The organism is Bradyrhizobium sp. BR14999 (assembly GCF_056106085.1).
Map to the genome: position 1 here is coordinate 6,199,003 of NZ_CM148536.1, position 22,720 is coordinate 6,221,722.

Annotated in this window: 22 protein-coding genes and 2 pseudogenes; 7 read left to right on the forward strand and 17 right to left on the reverse strand. The window is 64.7% G+C overall.

From position 1 onward, the window contains the following. Positions 1–10: 10 nt before the first annotated feature. Both ACR9YP_RS29140 and ACR9YP_RS29145 read right to left on the reverse strand, forming a co-directional pair. Positions 11–676, reverse strand: a complete 666-nt coding sequence (locus ACR9YP_RS29140; RefSeq protein WP_091888804.1) for an ANTAR domain-containing response regulator — start codon at positions 674–676, stop codon at positions 11–13. Beyond that, positions 673–1,833, reverse strand: coding sequence for a transporter substrate-binding domain-containing protein (locus tag ACR9YP_RS29145; RefSeq protein ID WP_091888806.1), 1,161 nt, complete (start codon positions 1,831–1,833; stop codon positions 673–675). The genes ACR9YP_RS29140 and ACR9YP_RS29145 overlap by 4 nt, the downstream gene beginning before the upstream one ends. Positions 1,834–2,097: 264 nt before the next feature. Between ACR9YP_RS29145 and ACR9YP_RS29150 the strand changes: the two genes are divergently transcribed. Then, positions 2,098–2,241 carry a hypothetical protein gene (locus ACR9YP_RS29150; RefSeq protein ID WP_176945635.1) on the forward strand — a complete coding sequence of 48 codons (144 nt, stop codon included), beginning with the start codon at positions 2,098–2,100 and terminating at the stop codon, positions 2,239–2,241. 85 nt (positions 2,242–2,326) lie between these two features. After that, complete coding sequence (locus ACR9YP_RS29155; protein WP_438109216.1) at positions 2,327–3,226, forward strand: LysR substrate-binding domain-containing protein; 900 nt, start codon at positions 2,327–2,329, stop codon at positions 3,224–3,226. A 1-nt stretch (position 3,227) separates the two neighbouring features. Here the strand turns inward: ACR9YP_RS29155 and ACR9YP_RS29160 are convergent, their stop codons facing one another. The 15 genes and pseudogenes from ACR9YP_RS29160 to ACR9YP_RS29230 form a co-directional block, all read right to left on the reverse strand. Beyond that, positions 3,228–4,700, reverse strand: a complete 1,473-nt coding sequence (locus tag ACR9YP_RS29160) for an amidase (RefSeq protein WP_474217680.1) — start codon at positions 4,698–4,700, stop codon at positions 3,228–3,230. A 16-nt stretch (positions 4,701–4,716) separates the two neighbouring features. After that, positions 4,717–5,514: an FAD binding domain-containing protein gene (locus tag ACR9YP_RS29165; protein WP_474217681.1), complete on the reverse strand. Its 798-nt coding sequence runs from the start codon at positions 5,512–5,514 to the stop codon at positions 4,717–4,719. Between the two features lie 11 nt (positions 5,515–5,525). Next, positions 5,526–7,913 (reverse strand): xanthine dehydrogenase family protein molybdopterin-binding subunit, encoded by a 2,388-nt coding sequence (locus ACR9YP_RS29170; protein ID WP_474217682.1) that lies wholly within the window; start codon positions 7,911–7,913, stop codon positions 5,526–5,528. A gap of 2 nt (positions 7,914–7,915) precedes the next feature. After that, complete coding sequence (locus ACR9YP_RS29175) at positions 7,916–8,407, reverse strand: (2Fe-2S)-binding protein (protein WP_438109218.1); 492 nt, start codon at positions 8,405–8,407, stop codon at positions 7,916–7,918. A 21-nt stretch (positions 8,408–8,428) separates the two neighbouring features. Then, positions 8,429–9,535 (reverse strand): ABC transporter ATP-binding protein, encoded by a 1,107-nt coding sequence (locus ACR9YP_RS29180; protein ID WP_438109220.1) that lies wholly within the window; start codon positions 9,533–9,535, stop codon positions 8,429–8,431. 2 nt (positions 9,536–9,537) lie between these two features. Further along, a complete protein-coding gene (locus ACR9YP_RS29185) occupies positions 9,538–10,428 on the reverse strand; it encodes an ABC transporter permease (RefSeq protein ID WP_438109222.1) in 891 nt (296 codons plus the stop codon). Continuing rightward, on the reverse strand, positions 10,425–11,303 hold the full coding sequence (locus ACR9YP_RS29190) for an ABC transporter permease (RefSeq protein ID WP_438109224.1): 879 nt from the start codon (positions 11,301–11,303) through the stop codon (positions 10,425–10,427). Before ACR9YP_RS29190 ends, ACR9YP_RS29185 begins: the two co-directional genes overlap by 4 nt. A gap of 77 nt (positions 11,304–11,380) precedes the next feature. Beyond that, positions 11,381–12,730: an ABC transporter substrate-binding protein gene (locus ACR9YP_RS29195; RefSeq protein ID WP_474217683.1), complete on the reverse strand. Its 1,350-nt coding sequence runs from the start codon at positions 12,728–12,730 to the stop codon at positions 11,381–11,383. A gap of 160 nt (positions 12,731–12,890) precedes the next feature. Beyond that, a pseudogene (locus tag ACR9YP_RS29200) lies at positions 12,891–13,073 on the reverse strand (hypothetical protein); the annotation flags it as partial. Positions 13,074–13,076: 3 nt separating this feature from the next. Further along, positions 13,077–13,366: pseudogene (locus ACR9YP_RS29205) on the reverse strand (flavin reductase); the annotation flags it as partial. Positions 13,367–13,374: 8 nt separating this feature from the next. After that, positions 13,375–14,628 (reverse strand): Zn-dependent hydrolase, encoded by a 1,254-nt coding sequence (locus ACR9YP_RS29210; RefSeq protein ID WP_438109228.1) that lies wholly within the window; start codon positions 14,626–14,628, stop codon positions 13,375–13,377. Positions 14,629–14,631: 3 nt separating this feature from the next. Then, positions 14,632–15,513: an alpha/beta fold hydrolase gene (locus ACR9YP_RS29215; RefSeq protein WP_438109230.1), complete on the reverse strand. Its 882-nt coding sequence runs from the start codon at positions 15,511–15,513 to the stop codon at positions 14,632–14,634. A gap of 11 nt (positions 15,514–15,524) precedes the next feature. Next, positions 15,525–16,670: a pyridoxal phosphate-dependent aminotransferase gene (locus ACR9YP_RS29220; RefSeq protein WP_438109232.1), complete on the reverse strand. Its 1,146-nt coding sequence runs from the start codon at positions 16,668–16,670 to the stop codon at positions 15,525–15,527. 7 nt (positions 16,671–16,677) lie between these two features. Then, on the reverse strand, positions 16,678–17,457 hold the full coding sequence (locus ACR9YP_RS29225) for an SDR family oxidoreductase (protein ID WP_438109234.1): 780 nt from the start codon (positions 17,455–17,457) through the stop codon (positions 16,678–16,680). Positions 17,458–17,524: 67 nt separating this feature from the next. Further along, positions 17,525–18,163, reverse strand: a complete 639-nt coding sequence (locus tag ACR9YP_RS29230) for a GntR family transcriptional regulator (protein ID WP_438109235.1) — start codon at positions 18,161–18,163, stop codon at positions 17,525–17,527. Between the two features lie 303 nt (positions 18,164–18,466). Here ACR9YP_RS29230 and ACR9YP_RS29235 point away from each other — a divergent pair, with 303 nt between their 5' ends. The 5 genes from ACR9YP_RS29235 to ACR9YP_RS29255 are packed head-to-tail and all read left to right on the forward strand — an operon-like array spanning position 18,467 to position 22,716. Next, positions 18,467–19,327, forward strand: coding sequence for an ABC transporter ATP-binding protein (locus ACR9YP_RS29235; protein WP_438109237.1), 861 nt, complete (start codon positions 18,467–18,469; stop codon positions 19,325–19,327). Then, positions 19,324–20,109 carry a class II aldolase/adducin family protein gene (locus tag ACR9YP_RS29240; RefSeq protein WP_438109239.1) on the forward strand — a complete coding sequence of 262 codons (786 nt, stop codon included), beginning with the start codon at positions 19,324–19,326 and terminating at the stop codon, positions 20,107–20,109. The genes ACR9YP_RS29235 and ACR9YP_RS29240 overlap by 4 nt, the downstream gene beginning before the upstream one ends. Before the next feature lie 23 nt (positions 20,110–20,132). Further along, positions 20,133–21,149 (forward strand): ABC transporter substrate-binding protein, encoded by a 1,017-nt coding sequence (locus ACR9YP_RS29245; protein WP_474217684.1) that lies wholly within the window; start codon positions 20,133–20,135, stop codon positions 21,147–21,149. Further along, positions 21,146–21,961 carry an ABC transporter permease gene (locus ACR9YP_RS29250; RefSeq protein WP_438109241.1) on the forward strand — a complete coding sequence of 272 codons (816 nt, stop codon included), beginning with the start codon at positions 21,146–21,148 and terminating at the stop codon, positions 21,959–21,961. The genes ACR9YP_RS29245 and ACR9YP_RS29250 overlap by 4 nt, the downstream gene beginning before the upstream one ends. Continuing rightward, entirely contained in the window at positions 21,958–22,716 is a 759-nt protein-coding gene (locus ACR9YP_RS29255; RefSeq protein WP_438109243.1) for an ABC transporter permease, read from the forward strand. Before ACR9YP_RS29250 ends, ACR9YP_RS29255 begins: the two co-directional genes overlap by 4 nt. The last annotated feature ends 4 nt before the right edge of the window (positions 22,717–22,720 follow it).

Sequence of the window (22,720 nt, forward strand, 5' to 3'; positions counted from 1 at the left end):
TTTGCTTCTCCTAGATGGCCTGCTTCTTACCGCCTTGCAGCGTAATGCCGGTCGTGCGGCCGGACGTGTCGGGCGGCTTCGCCCGCTTGCTCAGAAACTCCTCGCAATAGAGTTCCATGTTCTGCCGCGCGCGCATGCTGTCGCGACGGAGCTGGGAATAGGCACCTTCCTCGTCGAGGCCATCCTGCTGCATTAGCAGGATGACCGCCCGGATCACCGCCCGGCGGCCGCGGCGGCGCTCCTCGAGGCCTTGCAGGCGCTCATACATTTCGGCGCGCAGCAGGAACTGGTTGATGCCCATGAACAGGGACGTGTAGACCGCACCGCCATGCACCGGTTTGCGCAGAAACGAGGTGGCACCGAGATTGACCAGCGCCTTCAGCCGGCTGGGCGCTTCGACGCCGACGAGACCGACCACCGGAACCGGCGGCAGCCGCGAAGCCGGGTTGACCTCGATCGCGACCGCGCCTTCGAGATCGCCGTCGACGAACAGGATGTCGCGATCGGCCTGAAGGCCAACAACGTCGATCTGGGCCTGGCCGTCGATGATTTCAGGGTATTCAGTGGAGACGCCGAGCTTGGCCAGCGTGGTTTCGAGCGTGCTCTCCCATCCCCCTCGCCGGGTGACTACGATGGCACGGCCGCCCTTGAAGTTCTGTAGCAGTCGGGAGCTCATGATTGCACCACCTTCAACAGCGGAGAGCGCATCGCGCTGGCGAAGCGCGGCGACGACTGGACGAGATATGGATCGGGCGCGATCGGCTCGCGCGATTCCAGCAGCACTTCGAACTGCCCGTGGGCCGCCGAGCGGCCGATCCGCGGCGTGAGCCAGGCGTGAAAGGTCTGCCGGTCGATGCGGACCTCCCCTTGCGGCGCGCGCAGCCGCTGGTCGGCGACCGCGGCCCGCACCGTGCGAGCGTCGTCGCTGCCGGCCTGCGATAAGGCCGCTGCGAGCAGCTTGACGGCGATGTAGGAAGCTTCGGCATCGGCCGACGACACCGGCCCTTCCGGAAAGGATCGCGTATAGGCTGCGATGAAGGCGGCATTTTCAGGGGAGTTCAGCGACGAGAAATAGACGCTCGACGACAAATGTCCATCGACCGCATCAGGGCCGATCTCCGGCAACTCCGGCTCCGAAAGCGTGCAGCTGGCAACCGGGATTTCCGCAGCCTGATCGATGCCACGCGCGCGACAGGCGGCGCGGAACGCGCGAAAGAAGGCGTAGGCGCTGGTGCCAATCAAGTTATTGAAGACGAAGTCGGGCCGCTGGTCGATGATCGCCGCGATCACCTGGTCGACCTCCGTATCGCCGACCGAGAGATAGCGCTCGGCGAGCACGGTGCCGCCACGCGCGGCGAGCGCCTCGCGGAAGATGCGGTTGTTCTCCCACGCCCAGATGTAGTTGGAGCCGACGCAGAAGGCGCGCTTGCCGACGCGCGTGGCGAGATAGTCAACCAGCGGGAGGACGTGCTGATTTGGCGCGGCCCCCGTATAGACGACGTTGTCGGAGCTCTCGAAACCTTCGTAGTGCGACGGATACCAGAGCATGCCGTCGAACTTCTCGAAGCAGGGAATGACCTCCTTCCGGCTCGAGGAGGTGTAGCAGCCGACGACGTGACGGATCCCGGAGTTGAGCAGGTCGCGGCTGAGCGAGCGGTACCGGGCGAGATCGCCGGTGGGATCGACCACGACCGGCTCAAGCGCAATCGTGTCGGAGCCGGCGTTCATCTCATTGAACGCGAGCAGCGCTCCATTGAGCATCGAACGTGCGACGACGCTGTACGACCCCGTGGTCGAGAACATCACACCGATACGATATCGCGTCCGCGCCATCACTCGATCCAAAACAAAAAAAGCGCCCGCCGGCCGTTAAGCCGAGGGCGCCCTCGCCGCCAACCGAACACGCGAGATGCGCGTGGTGTTGGAAATGATTTGAACTCGTCGCGTTGACGGGCCGAGCTGCCCAACGCTTGGACGACACGGTCGTTGAGATCGAAAGCGAAGTCAAGCGCGTTATTGCAGCGCAGACTGCTGTAATTCATATCGCCATGCAGCAAATCTGTGCAGCGCCATTGCGCCCGATCAGATCAGCTCGGCATGCCGCAAGCCGAGAACGCCGCCTGCACCTTCGTCTCGCAGACCGACGACATTAGCGGTCAGCGCATCGCGCTCTCGCCGCGCCTCGGTCTCGATGTCGCGATTGATGACGTCGTCGCGAATGGGCTAGCTTCCTCTGATTGAAGCGGGTCCGGCTGCGTCGCCATGACCGCGACGCTACGTGCGCTAGCATGGATTTTGCATAAATTCTGGGCGATATGGACGCCGCATGAACCTGATCAGTCTCGACATCCGCATGCTCCGGTCGCTGATCTCGGTGGTCGAGACCGGCAGCATCACCGAGACAGCGCGACGGCTGGGCCGCACGCAGCCGGCGATCACTCTGCAATTGCAGCGGCTGGAGGAACTGACCGGAAAGCAATTGTTCGAGCATGGCGGCCGCAGGCTGACGCTGACCGACGACGGCACCATCGTCCTAACCTACGCCAAATCCATCCTGAGGTTGCATGACGAGCTGATTTCGCAATTGGCGTCACAGGAGATCGAGGGCCAAGTCGTGCTCGGCACGCCCGATCTCTATGCCGCTTTCATGCTGCCTCAGATCCTCAGCGTGTTCCGGAAATCCTTTCCGCGCGTGCAGGTCGAGCTCAACTGCGCGCTCTCGACACCGCTAGTCGGCCTCGTCAAGCGCGGCGACGTCGACATCGCGCTGGTTACGCGCATGAACGATTTCACCGGCGGCCAGGTGGTGCGGCGCGAGCAACTGGTCTGGATGACCGGCGAGCAATCCGCCGCGCATCAGGAGCGCCCGATTCCGCTGGCGCTCTTGCCGCCCGGCAACATCTATCGCGACTACGCCATCGACACGCTGGAGCGCGCGAATTTGCGCTGGCGCATCGCCTGCGTCAGCGAAAGCGTCGGTGGTCTTCAGGCCGCGGCCTTCGCGGGCATAGCCGTGACCGTGCTGGGCCGCAGCGCGCTGGTGCCGGCGATGCGCGAAATCGGGCCGAATGAGGGGCTACCGCCGCTGCCGAAGATCGAGCTCTTGCTCTACAAGTCGAGCGGCGCAACGTCCAAGGCCGCGACGGCGCTGCACGACTATCTCGCGCACTATCTGCGGCTCGATGAAGAGCTCGGCGGCCGCGGGGCGCCGATCGAGCTGTCCTAGCTCACGCCTTCTGGCGCAGCGCCAGCTGCGGCCAGAACTTCGCCCAGGGCTGCGCCGCCTCGAACGCGGCGGCGATGCGGAAGATCGTAGGCTCGTCGAGCCAGGTCGCGACAATCTGGAGGCCAATCGGCATGCCGTCGCTGTCGAAGCCGCAGGGGAGCGTTGCCGCCGGAAGGCCGGCGAGATTGATCGGCCAGGTGAAGGGCGACCAGCCAAGATGCGGGTCCACCTCGCGGCCGTCGATCGAGCCGACGCCGATCTGCCCAGCCTCGAACGCGGTCACCGCGACGGTCGGGGTCACCAGCGCATCGACGCGCTCGAACAACTTCAGGAACGCATTGCGCGCCTGGCCGCGCCGGTAGCCGGCCTCGATATAGTCCGTGCCGCTGTAGTGCCGACCGGCGCTGACGACGTCGCGATAGTCGGCCTCGGAGCTCGCGAGTTCGGCCGAGGTCCTGGTCGCGACCGCCGCCGCCTGCTCGGTGAAGGCGATCGGCTTCAAGGTGTGTTCGAGAATACCGGGGTCGAGGCCCGGACCATCCATGGTCACCTGCGCGCCGCAAGAATCGAGAATGGCAAGCGCCTTGTTGAACGCTGCTCTCACTTCGGGACTGACGGCGCCGTAGCCGAGATCGACGCTGGCGCCGATGCGGATTCCGTTCAACGGCGCGGCGTTGGTGTCGAAGCGGCGGGATGGTACCGGCAGGCTTGCGGCATCGCGCATATCATAGCCGGCAATAATCTCCAGCGTGAGCGCGGCGTCCGCCACCGTGCGCGTGATCGGTCCGGTATGGGCGAGCGAAGCCCAGGACGGCGGCGAGAAGCCGGGCGAGCGCGGCACGAGGCCGAATGTCGGCTTCAGGCCGAATACGCCGCAGAAGGACGAGGGCACGCGGATCGAGCCGACGCCGTCGGTGCCGATCGCGATCGGGCCGCAGCCGGCGGCCACGCCCGCCGCCGCACCGCCGCTCGAGCCGCCGCTGGTGCGGCCGAGATTCCAAGGATTGCGCGTCGTGCCGGTGACCGGGCTGTCCGCGGTCAGCTTGTAACCGGACTCGCAGGTGGTGGTCTTGCAAGTGATGATGGCGCCCGAAGCCTTCAGCGCCGACACCACGGCAGCATCGACATCGGGCACGAACGCCTTGTTCATCGGCGAGCCGGCATAAGCCGGCACGCCTGCGACGAAGACGAGATCCTTGATCGTAACAGGCACGCCGGCAAGTGGCCCCGTGGCCTCCCCCGCCCGCATCTCCCGGGTGAGACGATCGGCCTCCGCCCTCGCCTGCTCGTACATCGGCGTCACCACCGCGTTGCAGGCCTCGTTCGTCGCCTGAAGCGCGGCGATGGTGTCGTCGACGACATCGCGCGGGGTGAACGTCTTGCGCCGGTAGCCGGCCATGATCTCGGTAACAGAGAGCGCGCCAAGATCAGTCGGCGCCGGCGGGAAGGCCGTTCGGCCGGGACCATCAGTCATCATCAACCCTGAAGAATTAGCTGAGCGCCGCGTCGACGGCGCGCTTGGCCATCACCGTGACGAGATGCGCCCGGTAATCGGCTTCGGCATGGATGTCGGAGGTGAGGCCGTCATTGTCGATCTTGATCGCCGCGATCGCGGAGGGATCGAAATTGCCCGACAGCGCCGCCTCCATCGGCGGCACACGGAACACGCCCGGCCCCGCGCCGGTGACGGCGACGCGAACGCCATCGGCAAATTTCGCGACGAACACGCCGACCAGCGCGTAACGCGAAGCCGGCGCTTTGAATTTTTCGTAGCCTGCCTTGAGCGGCACCGGAAAGCGGATGGCAGTAATGATCTCGCCGGGTTCAAGCGCCGTCTCGAACAGCCCGAGGAAGAACTTGTCGGCAGCGATCTCACGCGTGCTGGTGATGACGGTCGCGCCGAGACCGAGCACGCCGGCGGGATAGTCAGCCGCCGGATCATTGTTGGCGACCGAGCCGCCGATGGTGCCGCGGCTGCGCACGGCGGGATCGCCGATCATCGAGGCCAACGCCGCCAGCCCCGGAATTTTCGTCTGTACCAGCTTGGACGCTGCGACCACCGCATGCGGGGTCATCGCGCCAATCGTGATGGTCGCGCCGCCGTCGGTGATGCCCTTCAGCGAGCCGAGCTTCGACAGATCGATCAGCGCAGGCGGATTGGCCAGCCGTTGCTTCAGCGTCGGGATCAGCGTCATCCCGCCGGCAACGAGCTTGCTGTCCGCGATCGAGGTCAGGAGCTTCGCCGCGCCGGGAATCTGATCCGGCTGATGATAGGCAAACGGTTTCATTTTGGTCCTCCCTATTCCGCCGCGACCGGCAGCGACGCGTTTTGCAGCAGGCGCCAGATCCGGTTCGGCGTCGCCGGCATGTCGACATGGGTGACGCCGAGATGCGAGAGTGCATCGACCACCGCATTGATGACGGCGGCGGGCGATCCGATGGTGCCGACCTCGCCGCAGCCCTTTACGCCCATCGGGGTGTGCGTGCAGAGCGTCGAATGCGTCGCGACCTTCATCATCGGCAAATGGTCGGCGCGCGGCATGCAGTAATCCATCAGCGAACCCGACAGCAGCTGGCCCGATCCTTCGTCATAGACCGCGTTCTCGAACAACGCCTGGCCGACACCCTGCACGATACCGCCATGCAGCTGGCCCTCGACGATCATCGGGTTGATGACCGTGCCGACGTCGTCGACCGCGGTGTAGTTCACCAGCGTCACCGTACCGGTCTCGGGATCGACCTCGACCTCGGCGATGTGGCAACCGCCGGGATAGGTGAAGTTGACGGGGTCGTAATAGGCCTGCTCCTCCAGCCCCGGCTCCAGCACCTCGAGCGGATAATTGTGCGGCACATAGGCCGCACCTGCGATCTCCTCGAAGGTCTTGATGCGGTCCGTGCCGGCGACGGAAAACTTGCCGGCCTCGAAGTGGATATCGGCTTCGGACGCTTCGAGCAGATGCGCGGCGATCTTCTTGCCCTTGACGATCACCTTGTCGGTCGCCTTCGACAGGGCGGCGCCGCCGACGACCAGTGAGCGCGAGCCGTAGGTGCCCATGCCGAACTGCACACGGTCGGTGTCGCCGAACACGATGTCGACATTCTCGAACGCGACGCCGAGCTTGTCTGAAACGATCTGCGCGAAGGTCGTCTCGTGGCCCTGGCCGTGATTGTGCGTGCCGACCATGACCGTCACCTGGCCGGTCGGATGCACACGCACCGTGGCGCTCTCATAGAGACCGCCGCGCGCACCGAGCCGTCCGGCGAAGCGCGACGGCGCGAGGCCGCAAGCCTCGACATAGGTGGAGTAACCGAGCCCGCGAAACTTGCCCTTGCTGGCGGATGCCGCCTTGCGTACGCCAAAATTCTTGACCTCGGCGGCGACCAGGGCGCCGTCGAGGCAGCCCATGGGATCGCCGGAATCATACTGCACCAGCACCGGCGTCTGGTACGGATAGGCTTCCTTCGGGATCATGTTGCGGCGGCGGATCTCCACGCGGTCAATCCCCATCTCGCTGGCCGCGACGTCAACGATGCGCTCCAGCACGAAGGTCGCCTCGGGCCGTCCTGCGCCACGATAGGCGTCGACCGGTACGGTGTTGGTGAAGACCACCTTCACGTTGCAGTAGATCGCTGGCGTGGTGTAGACGCCGCCGAGCAGCGGTCCATAAAGATTGGTCGGGATGTTTGGTCCGAAGGTCGAGAGATAGCCGCCCATATTGGCGAGCGTGTTGACGCGGAAGGCGAGGAATTTTCCAGTCTCGTCGAGCGCGAGCTCGGCCTCGGTGACGTGATCGCGGCCGTGACGATCTGAGACGTAGCCCTCCGATCGGCTCGCGACCCATTTCACCGGCCGCCTCACGCGCTTGGCCGCCCATGTGACTACGGCCTCCTCGCCGTAATGGAACTGCTTGACGCCAAACCCGCCGCCGACATCGGGCGCGACCACGCGCAGCTTGTGCTGGGGAATGTTCAGCACCAGCGCCCCCATCAGGAAGCGCACGACATGCGGGAACTGGCTCGTGGTCCACAGCGTGAAGCGATCAGTGCCCGGCTCATATTCGGCGATCGCCGCCCGCGGCTCCATGGGATTGCCGATCAGGCGGTTGTTGACGAGGCTCAGCTTGGCGACATGCGCCGCCTTCTTGAATGCAGCCTCGACCGCGACCTTGTCACCGAGCTCCCAGTCGCAGCAAATGTTGTTCGGCACGTCGTCGAACAATTGCGGCGCGTCCGGCCGGATCGCCTCGAGCACGCCGACGACGGAGGGCAGCACCTCGTAGTCGACCTTCAGCAGTTCAGCCGCCGCATTGGCCTGCTCCGGCGTCTCCGCGACGACGAAACCGACCATGTCGCCGGCGAAGCGCACCTTGTTCTGGGCCAGCATCGGGAACGGCGGCTCCTTCATCGGCACGCCCTTGGCGTCCGTGATGCCCCAACCGCAGGGCAGTGAACCCAGTCCATCGTCGGCGACATCGTCGCCGGTCAGCACCGCGATGACGCCGGGCGAAGCCAGCGCTGCGCTCTTGTCGATGCCGCGCAGCACCGCGTGGCCGTGCGGCGAGCGCACGAACACGCCCGCCGTCATGCCGGGGCGCTTGATGTCGGAGACGTAATTGCCGCGGCCGGTGAGAAAGCGTTGGTCCTCTTTCCGCTTCGGTGCGGCGCCGATGCCGATCACATTGCCCATGGTCACTCTCCCTTGGCGGCGTTCATGGCGGCGGCGCCGGCCATGACCGAGACGACGATGTTCTGGTAGCCGGTGCAGCGGCAGATGTTGCCTTCGAGGCCATGACGGACATCGGCCTCCGTCAGGTCCGGCTTCTCGGTCGCGAGCGCCACGGCCGTCATCAGCATGCCCGGCGTGCAGAAGCCGCATTGCAGGCCGTGATGCTCGCGAAACGCCTCTTGCATCGGATGCATCCGGTTCGCGCCCGGCGCGCCTTGCAAACCTTCGATCGTGAGCAGTGTCGCGCCATCCAGCGCGGGCGCCAACAACGTGCAGCTCTTAACGGGAAGACCATTGAGGTGCACCACGCAGGCGCCGCACTGGCTGGTATCGCAGCCGATATGCGTGCCGGTGAGATTGAGCTGCTCGCGCAAGAAATCGGCGACGAGCGTTGCGGGCTCGACATCGACAGTGGTTGGCCGTCCGTTGAGTGTGAAGGATATTTGCACGGTCATACTCCTGTGCGCGACGGGTCTTTAGGCGAGTGGAAGCGCGCTGCCGGTGGCCCATGTGGCCATCACGACATCGCCGACGGTGAAGGGATCTGCGAAGAAGGTCTTCTCGGGCACATAGGCGACGAACTCGTCGTCCGGCACGGTGTCGAGCATGACCTTGACAAAATAGCCCTGGTATTCGATCGCGAGCACCCGGCTCGGCAGCGACGTGGTGCAACCCGGCGGCAAGTCCCTGCCCGGCCTGACCAGCGCGACATCGTCGCGGCGCACCGCGATATCGACCTTGTCGCCGACGCTGACGGACGGGCGCGCCTGAAGCGGCACCTCGATGCCTGAGGGAGTCGCCTGCGCGAGCGTGAAGCTTGCGCCGTTGACCTTCTCGACGCGGCCCGACAGCACGTTCTGGCCACCCATGAACTCCGCGACGTAACGGTCGTGCGGATGAGCGTAGACCTCACGCGCCGGTCCGGCTTGCTTGATCTTGCCTTGCTCCATCACCACGACGAGGTCGGCGAGCGCAATCGCCTCGAGCTGGGTATGGGTGACGTGGATGAAGGTGATGCCGAGCTCCTGCTGCATCCGCCTGAGCTCCTGCCGCATCTGGACGCGGAGCTGCTCATCGAGCGCCGACAGCGGCTCGTCGAGCAGCAGCACGCGCGGCTCGGTGATCGCCGCACGCGCCAGCGCCACCCGTTGTTGCTGGCCGCCGGAGAGCTGGGCCGGCAAGCGATCGGCGAATTGCGTCAGCCGCACCTTCTCGATCATCGCGTCTGCCGCACGCAGACGATCAGCCTTGGACATGCCGCGCGCGCGCAGGGCAAAGGCAATATTCTCCCGCACGGTCAGATGAGGGAACAACGCATAGGACTGGAACATCATCGCCGTGCGCCGCTGCACCGGCGCGAGCCCGACGACGCTCTGGCCGCCGATGGCGATCTCGCCCGCAGTCGGGTCCTCATGGCCTGCAATCATGCGCAGGATCGTGGTCTTGCCGCAGCCGGAGGGGCCGATGAAGCAGCAATAGGCGCCGTCCGCGATCTTCAAATTGACGCCGTCGACCACATTGGTGACGCCGTCGAAGCTCTTGCAGACACCCGCCAGTTCGATATCGCCGCGATCGTTCTTCATTCCTATCCCTTTGCCCGGCTGCCGCGCGTCTTCTGGATCAGCACGATGGTGCCGAGGCTGGCACCGATCACGATGAAGGAGACGATGGTGGTCACCGTGCCGAGCGCGTAGAGCGAGGGCGAGGTGACGTTCAGCGTCATGCTCCAGATTTCCAGCGGCAGCGTGTTCAGCGAGCCCGCGGTCTGAAGGCTGCGGGCGAATTCGTCATAGGACAGCGTGAAGCCGAACAGCGCGACCGCAACGAGGCCGGGCGCCAGCACCGGGATCGTCACCAGCCGGATCGACTGCCAGCGGCTGGCGCCGAGATCGTAGGCCGCCTCCTCCCAGACGTGGTTGAAGCGCGACATCACGGCGAACATCACGAGCACGCCGAATGGCAGCGTCCAGGACAGCTGGGCGCCGAGTGCCGAGGTGTACCAGCTGGCATTCAGGCCGAGCGCCTGGAACAGCAGGCCGGTGCCGAGACCGAGCACGAGGCCGGGCGCAACCAGGCTGCCGATCATCATGTAGAAGACGATCGTGTCGCCGTGAAAGCGCTTGCGGAAGCCGAGGCCGGCGAGGAACGACACCACCACCGTGATGATGGTGACGATGACCGCGAGCTTGATCGAGCGGTCGAACGAGCCCTTGACGTCGCCGGTGCGCACCTGGGTGAAAAGATCGACGAACCAGTGCATCGAATGGCCCTTCATCGGGAATACGAGGCCGCCGCGGATGTCCTGGAACGACAGGATATAGATGCAAAACATCGGCCCGTAGAGCGCGAGTACATAGAACGTGAACAGCGCTGCCAACACGTAGAACGTCCAAGGGCGCCCGCCCTTGCTCGGCGCGATCGCCCTGCTGGTTGCAGGCGCGATCGTCTCCGGCATGTCGGCGAGAACGGCGCTCATCGCGTGATCTCCTGCCGGATATCGACGGTGCGCAGGATCAGCGACACGATTGCGATCAGCACCAGCGTCAGCAGCACGGCGCTCGCGGCCGCGATCGGATATTGCAGTACGCCGACGTCCTCGTAGAACGCGCTGACCACCGAGGCGGAGCCACCGCCGGACATCACCTTGACCACGAAGAAATCGCCCATCACGATCGAGACCACGAAGATGGTGCCGAGCGCGATGCCGCTCTTGGACATCGGCACCACGATCAGGCGCATGATGTCGAATCGGCTGGCGCCGGCGTCGATCGCCGCCTCGATCAGCTTCTTGTCGATCCGCGCCATCGAATTGAAGATCGGCACGATCATGAAGATCGTGAGCTGGTGGACATAGGCGATGACCACCGCGAGGTCGGAGAACAGCAGCACGTCCAGTGGCTGGCGGATCACGCCCATTCCAAGCAGCGCCTGGTTGATCAGACCTTCCTTTCCCAGAAGTGGAATCCAGGAAATCATCCGGATGATGTTCGAGGTCCAGAACGGCACCGTGCACAACAGGAACAGGCCGATGGCGAGCAGCTGGTTGCGGACGTGGAACACCAGGAAGTAGGCGACGAAGAAGCCGATGATCAGCGTGAAGATCCAGGTCAGCACCGTGAACTTGATCGTCGCCAGATACAGTTTCAGCGTCAGCGCCGAGTGCAGAACCTCGACGTAGCTCGCCAGCGTGAAGCCCGGCGTCAGCCCGCCAAAGCCGTCGGTGGCGAAGAAGCTCGCGGCCAGCACGACAAGGATCGGCGCCACGAAGAAGGGCACGAGCACCAGGACGAGCGGCGAGACGTAGAGCCAGCCGGCCAGATTGGATCGCGATGGAGTTGGACTCGGCTGCATGTCAGCGAACGCCTCGACGTCAATCTCACCCGCCGGCGCGTCGCCGCGCCGGCGCCTTTCGTCAGGGAAAGCAGGTTTCAGGCCACCTTGAAGTCGTTCCAGCGCTTGTTCATGTAGGCGGCCTCGTCCATCAGCGTGTTCCAGCAGGAGATGTTCTTGACGCGGTCGAGGAACGAGCCGCCGTCACGCTTGGTGCCGGCCTTCTCCATCGCAACGCCGTAGGGATCGTTGACCACCTCTGGCGCGGGCTGGCCCTCGTACCAGAACGCCCATTCCGCCGGTGTCAGGAATTTCTTCGCGGTCGAGGGCACCGGGCTGTAATAGCCGTAGCGCGCGACGAAGCCGCCCTGCCAGCCCGAGAGGTACCAGTTGAGATATTCATAGGCCGCATCCAATTTCTTGCCGGAGAGATGCTTCATCAGGCCCATGCCGTTGCACCAGCCGCGGTACCCTTCCTTGCCGTTCTTGACGTTGACGGGCGCGTAGACGCAGGGAATTTCCTTGACGCGGACCGCCGCGACCGCCGGCGACCACATCGACTGAATGATGACCTCGCCCGCCGCCATCAGCTGCACCGATTGGTCGAAGGTGGTCCAGGTCGCGCGGAACTGGCCCTGCTTCTTCAGCTCGATCAGCTTGTTGCAAGTGAAGTCGATTTCCTCCTTGGTCATGTTGCCCTTGTTGCCGTACTTGATCAGCCCGGCGCTCTCGAAGCAGAGCGCCGCATCCATGATGCCGATCGCGGGCACGTCGAGGATAGCGGCCTTGCCCTTGAACTTGGGATCGATCAGGTCCTTCCACTCGGTCACCTCATGGCCGACGAGGTCGGGGCGATAGCCGATGGAGTCGGCGTTGTAGACCTGCGGCAGGAAGGTCGCCCATTCGGTGACGCCGTCGTTGAGATCAGTCGCATCGGGCTTGGCGATGTACATGGCTTCATAGGGCGAGATGCCCTGGCGCGGGATCTTGTGGCCGTCGATCTCACCCTTGGTGAAGATCGGCAGGATGTTGTCGAACTCCTTGATCTTCTTGACCTCGATGCCCTGGATCACGCCGCGCTTGGCGGCGAGTTTCGCCTGCCAGCCCTCGAGATCGGCGATATCGACCGTATTAGGCTGGCTTATGAAGCGGTTGATGGCGGCGGAGGTGTCAAGGTTCTGCATCGTCACCTTGAAGCCGAGATCCTTGGCGGCCTGGTCGCCGATCGCCTTCACCACCGAATAGGACACGCCGACATGGCGGAGCTCGATGTCCTTGATCTCCTGCGCCCAGATGGTCGGGAATCCACGGATCGCGTCCGACCCCGCGGCCGCGCCCGCAACTGCGGCTACCCCCTTCAACAGCGTGCGCCGGCTCAGCTTTTTGGCAGATCTCGCTTCCGTTCCCGCCGGATCGGAAGTGGATGCCCCCTTAATCCTGTCAGACATGGCAACCCCCATTGGTTACGATGAACGCTCGCCCCGATCGCCATTGACCGGCTGCGGATGTGATCAGTTGCGCGTGAGGCTAGGGGCGGGATTTTGCGAAGTAAAATTGGAAGTAACAATTCACGGTATAAGCGCCACTAATGACTCAACTCTCTGCACTTCATCTCGGCAGGCGGCTCATCAACGCAGCAGGGCATATGTACCGGTCGCGATGAAGAGAAGATTCTCTGGTCCTTCGTTTCGACGAAAACCCGCTGGGAAACCAGAACACGAGCCCGAGCAGGAAGAAGCCATGGGCGATCATGCGCAGCTCCGGCGCGACTCGTAGCGCTTCGGTGAGACCCGCGGCGGCGAAGCGTTGCTCGGCAGGCACCTTCCGCCGAACAGGCGGGACAGTTGCTCGTGCCTCGCCGAGAGCACGTTGACGCACACCACCTTGTTGCGAGTCACGCTGGAATAGGTCGAGGAGGAACGATTGATGCAAACCAGAAGCGTCGGCGGATCATCTGTAACGCTGCAAATCGCGGAGGCCGTGAATCCGGCGCGGCCCGCAGCACCGTCGGTCGTGACGATGTTGACGGCCGCGCCGAGACAGGCCATCGCGTCACGGTAGTCCCGAGGAGCCACATCCAGCATCGATGTCCTCACACCTCGATGGCAGGCGCGAGGGCGAGCTCGCGCAGCACCTGTGCCAGCACGGCGGCGCCGGCAGCGACGTGATCGGGCTCGGCCCATTCGTGCTCGACATGGCTCGCCCCGTCGCGGCACGGGATGAAGATCATCGCGGCCGGACAGACTTTTGCGAGATGACGGGCATCGTGACCGGCGGCGGAGAGAATCGCCATGGCGGAATGCCTCTGCTCCCGCGCTGCCTTCGCGATGCTCGCGCGCAGGCGCGGATCGAAGACGTTCGATGGCGCATCCACGAGCGGCGTCACCGTGACCGTGCACGGCGGGGCATTCTCCTGGCACAGAGCCGTGATGCGCGCGCCAGCCGCATCGAGCACCGTATTATCGGGATGACGCAGATCGATGCTGAAGCTGACGCGCGACGGCACCACCGACGGCGCGTTCGGCACGACAGCAACCCGGCCGATGGTGAACTTGATGTCGACATCGACGGCGCCGATCTCGGCATGGAGCGCAGCCGCCACACGAGCAAAGGCCGCGAGCGCATCGCGCCGCTCCGACTGCGCCAGCGTACCGGCGTGGCCTTCGGCGCCCTCGACCACCACCTGAAAGGTCTTCTTGCCTTGGATGCCGGTAACGACTCCGATGGTGCAGGCGGCCGCTTCCAGCAGCGGTCCCTGCTCGATGTGCAGTTCGAGATAGGCCTCGGCAGCAAAGCCGAGCGGCCGGTGCGGCACATCAGGGAAAGCCTGGTGAAGGCGGTCGAGCGCCTCGCCGACACTGATGCCGTCTGTATCGCGCGCGGCGCGGATGACCGTCATGTCGCGCTCACCCGTGAAGGCCTCCGAGCCCATCATGCCCGGGGCGAAGCGTGAGCCTTCCTCGTTCATCCAGGCGACGACGATGATACCGCGCGCAGGCTTTTCGCCGTGCTCAGCGAGCGAGACCGCCGCTTCGAGTGCCGCCATCACGCCGGCGGCGCCGTCGAACTTCCCGCCTGTCGGCTGGCTGTCGAGATGACTGCCGAACAGAAGCGGCGGTGCGGCGCGGTGGCGGCCGGCCAGCGTCAGGAACAGGTTTCCCGCAGCATCCGTCGACGGCGTCAATCCCGCTTCGAGCGCCCAGCCGATGACAAGGCGCCAGGCGGCGATCTCACCGTCGCTCAGCGCCTGGCGGTTGACCCCGCCGGCCGCCGTCGCGCCGATCTCGGCGAGCGCCATCAAACGGGTCCAGAGCCGGTTGGCGTTGATCAGAGGCTGGCTCGTCATCGACTACTTCGTGCGCATGATCTGGCCCGGCAGTGCGCGCGAATCGCGCGGCAGCCAGCGTCCCGCCTCGACCTGGGCGATGAACTCGGCGAGCAGCGTGTTGAATGCCGCCGGCTCTTCGAGATTGAGCGTGTGGCCGGTCTTGGGGAAGACCGAGAGGCCGCAGGCGGGAATGGTCTTCTTCAGGAAGATGCCGGGCTGGAGACAGTGGTCGTCCTCGTCGCCGACGATAACCAGCGTCGGCACCATCATCTTTTTCAAACCGTCTTCGAGATCATAGAACGACGGCCGCCGCGCCTGCACGCCACGCATGGTATTGGCAGCGCCGCGATCGGAATGGGTGGCGAGGCGATCGGCGAATTCCTGCCAGCCGCGCGGATCCTTGTTCTGGAACTGCACCCGGCTCGCACCGAGCGCGTAGATCTTCGAAAACTCCTTCGCACCCTGCTTCTCGAAATTGTCAGCCACTTCGCGCGAGACGCCGCGAAAATACTCCTCGAACTCTTTCTCGCAGCCATAGCCTGCACCGGCCACGGTGAGTGACAGCGCGCGCTCCGGCGTGCGCAGGCCGAAATGCACCGTGCAGAACCCGCCCATGGAAAGGCCAACGATGTGCGCCTTCTCTATACCGAGCGCATCGAGCACGGCGACCGCGTCGTCCGCGGCGATCGCCTGTGAATAGCCCTCCACGCTGTCAGGCACGTCCGACGGCGGATAGCCTCGCGCGGCATAGGTGATGCAGCGATGGCGACGGCTAAAATAGCGCAGTTGCGGCTCCCAGCTTGCGTGATTACCGCCGAATTCATGGATGAAGAGGATCGGCGTGCCCTCGCCGGCCTCTTCCACATGGAGCTTCACGCCGTCCTTCGCAGTGATCATCTTCATCGGCATCGTCCCTAGAATTGCGGCGGCAGGTCGTTGAGCTCGCGCGCTTGCGCCACCATCTCCGGCAGCAGCGTGCAGAGTTTTTCGACCCACGCCTGCGGCACCGAGGTGCTGATCTTCACGAAGCGGTCGCCAAAGCGCTGGGTGTGATAGGTGCCCTGGCGGATCATGATGCCCTGCCGGCGAAAGCATTCGACCAGCGCCTCCGGGCGGATGCCGGCTGCGATGGTTTCCAGCACTAGGAAGTTGCCATGCGAAGGCATGATCGGCAGCGCCAATCCGTCGATCGCGGCCGCCGCCTCCTGGATCATCGCTTTGTTGGCCCGGTCGGTGCTGCGGACCTTCTTCATCCATTCGGCCTTGACCGACAAGCCCGCCTGCGCCGCGCGCTGGGCGATGACGCTTGCGCCCAGCACGCTGGTCGAAGTCTGGGCCAGCACCTCGAACAGATCGGGCGCGGCGACGAGCGCACCGATGCGCAGGCCGGCGAGCCCGAGCCATTTCGAGAAGCTGGTCGAGACGACGGAGCCTTTCGGGGCCACATGAAGCGCCGGCGTGTGGCCGTCGGAGAAATCGCGATAGGTGCAGTCGTGCACCAGCAGCGCGCCGCAATCGCGCGCGATCGCGGCAAAACTCTCGATCTCCTCTCGCGTGTAGCGAATGCCTAGCGGATTGTTGGGGTCGACGAGATAAATGATCGCGGTGCGCTCATCGACATTCGCCTTCAAGGCTTCGGGCGTCAGGCGGTAGTCGCAGGCGGGATCGTAGATCGGAATCTCGATCACTTCGGCGCCCTGCTGGCGCGCGAACAGGCACGGCCATTTCCAGGTCGGATCGGTCGTGACCAGCGTGGTGCCCGGCTTGCAGCGCGCGCGGCAGATCATCGCCAGTGCGTTGACGCCGCCCTCGGTTACCAGCGCCTCGGCGCCGGGCGTGCCGAGATCGGCGACGATCGCCGCGCGCAACGCCTCGAAGCCGAGCGGCGGGGCATAGGCGTTGAACTCGCCCACCTCGATCGAGCGTAGCATCGCCTCGCGCACCGCGGGGTGGCTCTCGATATGGTTGGTGTTCTGGCCGAGCCAGTAGAGTCCCGGCGTCGCCGAGAGCTCGTCGAAATAGCGGTTGCGGACCAGCGCCGCCGATTGCGCTCCTGACATCGACGCCTCAGATCACCGAGCCGCGCGCAGCGATGCCGCCGTCGATCGTCACCACCGTCCCAGTGATGTAGCCGGACCGCGGCGAGGACAGGAAGGCGACGAGATCGGCGACCTCTTCCGACGTCGCCGGGCGCTTGCCCGGATATTTGTCGAACAGCTCTTCCCAGCGGCTTTCGTCGCCGAGCATGTCGATCGCCTTGCGCTTCATGATCTTGAGCATGCGGTCGGTGGCCACCGGCCCCGGATTGACCGCGACGACGCGCACGCCGTGATCGAGGCTGCGGCCGCCGAGCGCCTTGGTGAAGGACATCAGCGCCGCATTGCCGGTCGAGCCCGCGATGTAGCTCGCGTCCCAGTTCTCACCGGAATTGCCGATGATGTTGATGATGACGCCGTCCTTGCCCTTCATGCGCGGATAATAGAGACGCGACAGCGTGATGTAGCCGAACACCTTGAGATCGAAGCCGCGTCGCCAGGCTGCATCGTCGAGGACTTCCAGCGACCCGGCCGGGATGTCGCCGGCATTATTGATGAGAATATCGATGTCGCCGACCTCGGCCGCGAGCCTTTCCATCGCAGCCGTGCTCGACAAATCGAGCGCATGGATCGTGATCTTCACGCCATGGCGGGCTTCGAGCTGCTTCTTCGCCTCCAGCATCGCCTCGCCGTTGCGGGCGGCGAGATGCAGATGACACCCTTCCGCGGCGAAGAGTTCGGCCACCGCAAGTCCAATTCCTTTCGACGCACCGGTAATGAGCGCGGTCTTGTTCGTCAGCTTCAGGTCCACTCCGGGTCTCCAGGATGCAAGCTAGATATACAAGGTCTAGCAATTTGCATACCAAGCGGCCCCTAGGTCATTCGAAGGCGGCGAGGAAGTCCAGCAGGTTGTCGCCCAGCAGGTTGACGTGGTCGCGCATGGCGCTGTGCGCCCGCTCCGGGTCGTGCGCCAGGATCGCTTGCATGATCGCCTCGTGCTCGCGGACAGTATCGGTAATCCGGTTCGGCATCCGCGTGACCCGGCGGCGATAGGCAGCCACCTGATTGCGCAGCTTGCGGGTCTGCTCGGCGAGGAAGGTATTGCGCGAAGCCTCATAGATCGCTTCGTGGAAGTCCTGGTTGATGTCGTAGAAGAGGTCGACGTCGCCGCTCTCGCCTGCCGCCACAAGCCGTTGGTGAATCTTGCCAATTTCTACCCCCCAAACCTGCGAGACGCGCCGGGCGGCGAGCCGCGCGCAGAGCCCCTCGAGCTCGGCCATGACCTGGAACATCTCAATCAGCGCCTGCGCCTTGATGCTGCGGACCGTCGCACCCTGCCGGCCGCGCAGCTCGACCAGATTGTTGGCAGCCATCAGGCGGAACGCCTCTCGCACCGGCGTGCGCGAGACGCCGAAGCGCTGGGCGATCTCCTGCTCATCGAGCCGGCTGCCCGGCTCCAGGTGGCCGGCTGCGATCGCACCCTCGAGCCTCTGGCGCAGGCTTTCGGCGAGCGTCATGCCGGGGCTCGCGGTGAGAGTTTCGTGCCCATTTTTGACGCGCTTGCCTGCACCATGTGCACCAATACTCGCCATTATGTTTCTCCAATACCAATACAAGTATATATACCGTCACCCATATTCCAACCAATCGACCTGTTTTCTGTCGGAGATGCGGAGCAATTCCGACATTTGCGCTGCGGTTCTCGCAAGTCTTATGCCTGATTTGCCGGAAAATCATACTGGCACACGAGTTGCTAAGAGATTTCGACGCGGTCCGCTCTCGTATGCGAATGGCCGCCACCATTATACAAGGACATCCCGGTGCAGGCTGCCCGCCTTACCAATCCCGGACTGACCGAACCCCCGCAGGCTCACCCGAAGCCTGAGTCGCTGCTCGAACTGCGCGCGGTCAACAAGACCTTCGGCCCCGTCGCGGCACTCTCGGGACTTCAGGCGAGCGCCGCGCCCGGCGAGTTCGTCACCGTCGTCGGCCCCAGCGGCTGCGGTAAGAGCACCCTTTTCAACATCGTCGCCGGCCTCGATGAGCCCGATGCCGGCGGCATCCTGCGCTTTGAGGGCAAGAGCTGCCATTCGGCCGACTTGCTCGGCCGCGTCTCCTTCATGCCGCAGCGCGACTTGCTGTTTCCATGGCGCAACGTGGTCGACAATGCCATCCTCGCGCTCGAGATCGAAGGCATGCCGCGCGACCAGGCGCGCGCCAAGGCGCTGAAGATGCTGCCCGAGTTCGGCCTCGCCGGCTTCGAGAAGCAGTACCCCAATCAATTGTCCGGCGGCATGCGCCAGCGCGTCGCGCTAATGCGCACCTTCCTGTTCGAACGCGACCTGATGCTGCTGGACGAGCCGTTCGGCGCGCTCGATGCGCTGACGCGGGCGATGATGCAGCGCTGGCTGCTCGATGTCTGGCAGAAATACCGCCGCACCATTCTCTTCATTACCCATGACGTCGACGAGGCAATCTTCCTCGGCGACCGTGTGCTGGTCATGACGGCGCGCCCCGGCTCGGTGAAACTCGAACAGGTCGTCGACCTCCCGCGCCCGCGCCGGCCCGAGATCGTCACCTCGCCCGAATTCGTCCGCCTCAAGCGCACGCTGCTCGATGCGATCGAGGAAGAAAGCATGAAATCGTTCCAATCCTCCATCGCGCAGGAGAAGACGCAGTGAACGCGATGTCAGCGAAAGAGCCCGCGCCGCGCGGGATCGAAACCGCCGAGTGGGATGCCCGGATCAAGCTTGCGGCCTGCTATCGCATGGTCGCCAGGCTCGGCATGGACGACCTGATCTACAACCACATCTCCCTGCGCGTGCCCGGCCATGACGATCAGTTCCTGATCAATCCCTATGGGCTGCTGTTCGACGAGATCACGGCATCGAGCCTGGTGAAGATCGACACCAAGGGCAACAAGCTCGACGACACGCCTCACGCCGTCAACGTTGCGGCGTTCGTGATCCATGCCGCGATCCACACGTCGAACCACGACGCGGCCTGCGTGCTGCACACCCATTCGGACGCAAGCGTTGCGGTCTCCGGGCAAGAGAAAGGCCTGTTGCCGCTCAGCCAGTTCGCGATGCGCTTCTACGACCGCCAGGCCTTCCACGACTACGAAGGCGTCGCCATCGACCTCGACGAGCAGACACGCCTCGTGCGCGACCTCGGCCCGCACAAGGTGATGCTGATGCGCAACCATGGCATCCTCACCGTCGGCCGGACGCCGGGCGAGGCCTTCATGCTGCTCTATTATTTCGAGCGCGCCGCGCGGATCCAGCTTCAGATGCAGGCGGCAGCCGCGGCTGGCGCCACGCTGGTGATGCCGCCACACGAGGTCTGCGAGAAGGCCGCGCGCCAGTTCTGGGAATTGCAGGGCGACATTCTCGTACCCGGCGAACGCGAATGGCCCGCGCTGATGCGACAGCTCGATCGCACCGATCCTTCTTACCGCAATTGATTTTCATCGCCTGGAGTATGACCATGTTGAGCCGACGCCACGCCTTCTCCGTCCTCTCCGCCATCGCTCTGGCGACCGGCTCGCTTGTCACGGCCGCGCCGGCAGCCGAGTTGCAGAAGGCGAGCCTGCGCCTGAAATGGCTGCCGCAGGCGCAGTTCGCCGGCTTCTATGTCGCCGCAGCCAAGGGCTATTACAAGGCCGAGGGCATCGACCTCACCATCAATCCCGGCGGGCCCAATCTGCTCACCGAGAACCTGGTCGCGACCGGCGCCGACACGTTCGGCCTGTCCGGCGGCACCGACAGCGTGTTCGCCGCGCGCGACAAGGGACTGCCGATCGTCTGCATCGGCGTCTCGCACCAGATCACGCCGTTCATCTTCGTCACCCGCAAGGGCGGGCCGGTGAAGACGATCCAGGACTTCAAGGGCAAGACCGTCACCACCTGGTTCACCGGTGCCAACCACGTGCTCAACGGCATGCTGGCCAAGGAAGGCATCAAGCCGGATGAATTGAAGATCCAGCCGCAGCAGGTGTCGGTGACGCCTTTCGTCGACGGCAGCGTCGATGTGGTCACGGCGACCTATTACAACGAGTTCTACACCATCCAGTCGCGCATGCCGAAGGACAGCCTGAAGACCTTCGTCGCCGAAGATTACGGCATCACCTTCCCGCGCGACACGCTGATCGTGGCCGAGGCGACCGCCAAGGAGAAGCCGGAGCTGGTCAAGGCGTTTTTGCGCGCTTCGCTGAAGGGCTGGAAGGACGCCTTCTCCGATCCCAAGGGCGCCGTCGACACCGTGATGGCCGCAGCCCCGACGCTCGACCGCGCGCAGCAGGAATTCATGCTCAGCGAGGTGAAGCGCCTGATGACATCAGGCGCGGCGGCGAAGAACGGCCTGTTCTGGATCGACGCGGACGCGGTCAAGACCGCGCACGACTTCTTCCTGAAGTACGGCGTGATCTCCAAGCCGGTCGATCTCGCCGCTGCCTATGACGCAAGCTTCATCCAGAGCGTCCCCGTGGCGGACAGGCTGCCGTGAGCAGCCCTGCCGCGACATCGCTCAGTGAGGCCGCCGCCGCGACGCGGCCGATCACGATGCCGGATTCGCTGCGCAGGCTGATCCGGCTCCTGCTCGGCCTCGCCATTGCGGCGGTGATCTGGGAAGGCGCGGTGCTGCTGTTCGGCATCCGCCCCTATTATCTGCCGCGCCTCAGCACGATCCTGATGGCGATGGCGGCGACACCGCGCGCCTATGTCGACGGTTTCCTACGCACGCTTGCGGAGACGCTGATCGGCTTTGCGTCCGGCTGCGCTTTCGGCGTGCTCATGGGGATCGTATTCTTCCGCGTCCGCGCGCTGCGCGAGATGGTCTTTCCGATCTTCGTGGTGTCGCAGACCATTCCGGTCATCGCCTTCGGCGCGCTGGTGGTGCTGTGGTTCGGCAACACGCTGCTCGCCAAGGCGATCATTGCGTTCTATCTGACCTTCTTTCCGGTGACGGTAAATACGCTGCTGGGCCTCGAGACCGTCGATCCCAAGCAGGTCGCGCTGATGCGCAGCTTCGGCGCCTCCAACCGCCAGCTCCTGCTGCGGTTGCAGCTGCCGACCGCGTTGCCGCAGATCTTCGTGGCGCTGCGGCTCGCTGCGTCACTGAGCCTCGTCGGCGCCATCGTCGGCGAATGGTTCGGCGACACCACAGGCCTCGGTGTGCTGCTGCTCCAGGCCATGTTCACCGAGAACGTCGTCGCGATCTGGGGCGCCCTGCTCGCCGCGGCCCTGCTCGGCACCGGCTTCTATGCGGTGGTCGCGGCGGTCGAGCGGCGGCTGGTGTTCTGGAACGCCGAGCAATGAGCCGCGCGCTCGCCTCCCCCTCGCTCGCCGTCCAGCGCGGCATTCTGGGCGCCGTGCTCCTGATCGCGTGCTGGGAGGGCGTGGCGCGCGGACTGCATCTGCCGGCCTATGTCCTGCCCGCCGCGAGCGACATCCTCCTCGGTCTCTGGTCCAAACGCGCAATCCTTATCGACGCTGCCGGCTACACACTGCTCGAAGCACTCGCAGGCTACGGGCTCGGCTGCCTGATCGGCATCGGCCTTGCCGTTGCGATCGCCCTGGTGCCGGCATTGCGCAGCGCGATCCTGCCGCTTGCAACCGCGATCAATTCGGTGCCCGTGGTCGGCTATTCGCCGCTGATCCTGCTCTGGTTCGGCATTGGAATCAGCTCGAAGATCGTGATGGTGGCGATGGCGGTGAGCTTCACCATCCTGCTGTCGATGCTGGCCGGGCTCGACCGGGTCGATCGCCGCGCTGTCGACCTGATGAAGAGTTTTGGTGCGAGCCGCCTCAGCGTGCTGTGGCGATTGCGCCTGCCGACCGCTCTGCCGCTCCTGCTCGCCGGCATGCGCGTTTCCACCGTGCGCAGCGTGATCGTGGCGATCGTCACCGAAATGCTCGGCGCCCATGGCGGGCTCGGCTGGGTGATCTACCAGGCCGTGCTCCAGATCGACTTCGTCCAGGTCTGGTCGGCGATCTTCTTGGCTTCCGCCGCGAGCCTCGCCTTCTTCGGCCTGGTCGGCCTCCTCGAGCGAAAGATCCTGTTCTGGAGATGACGCC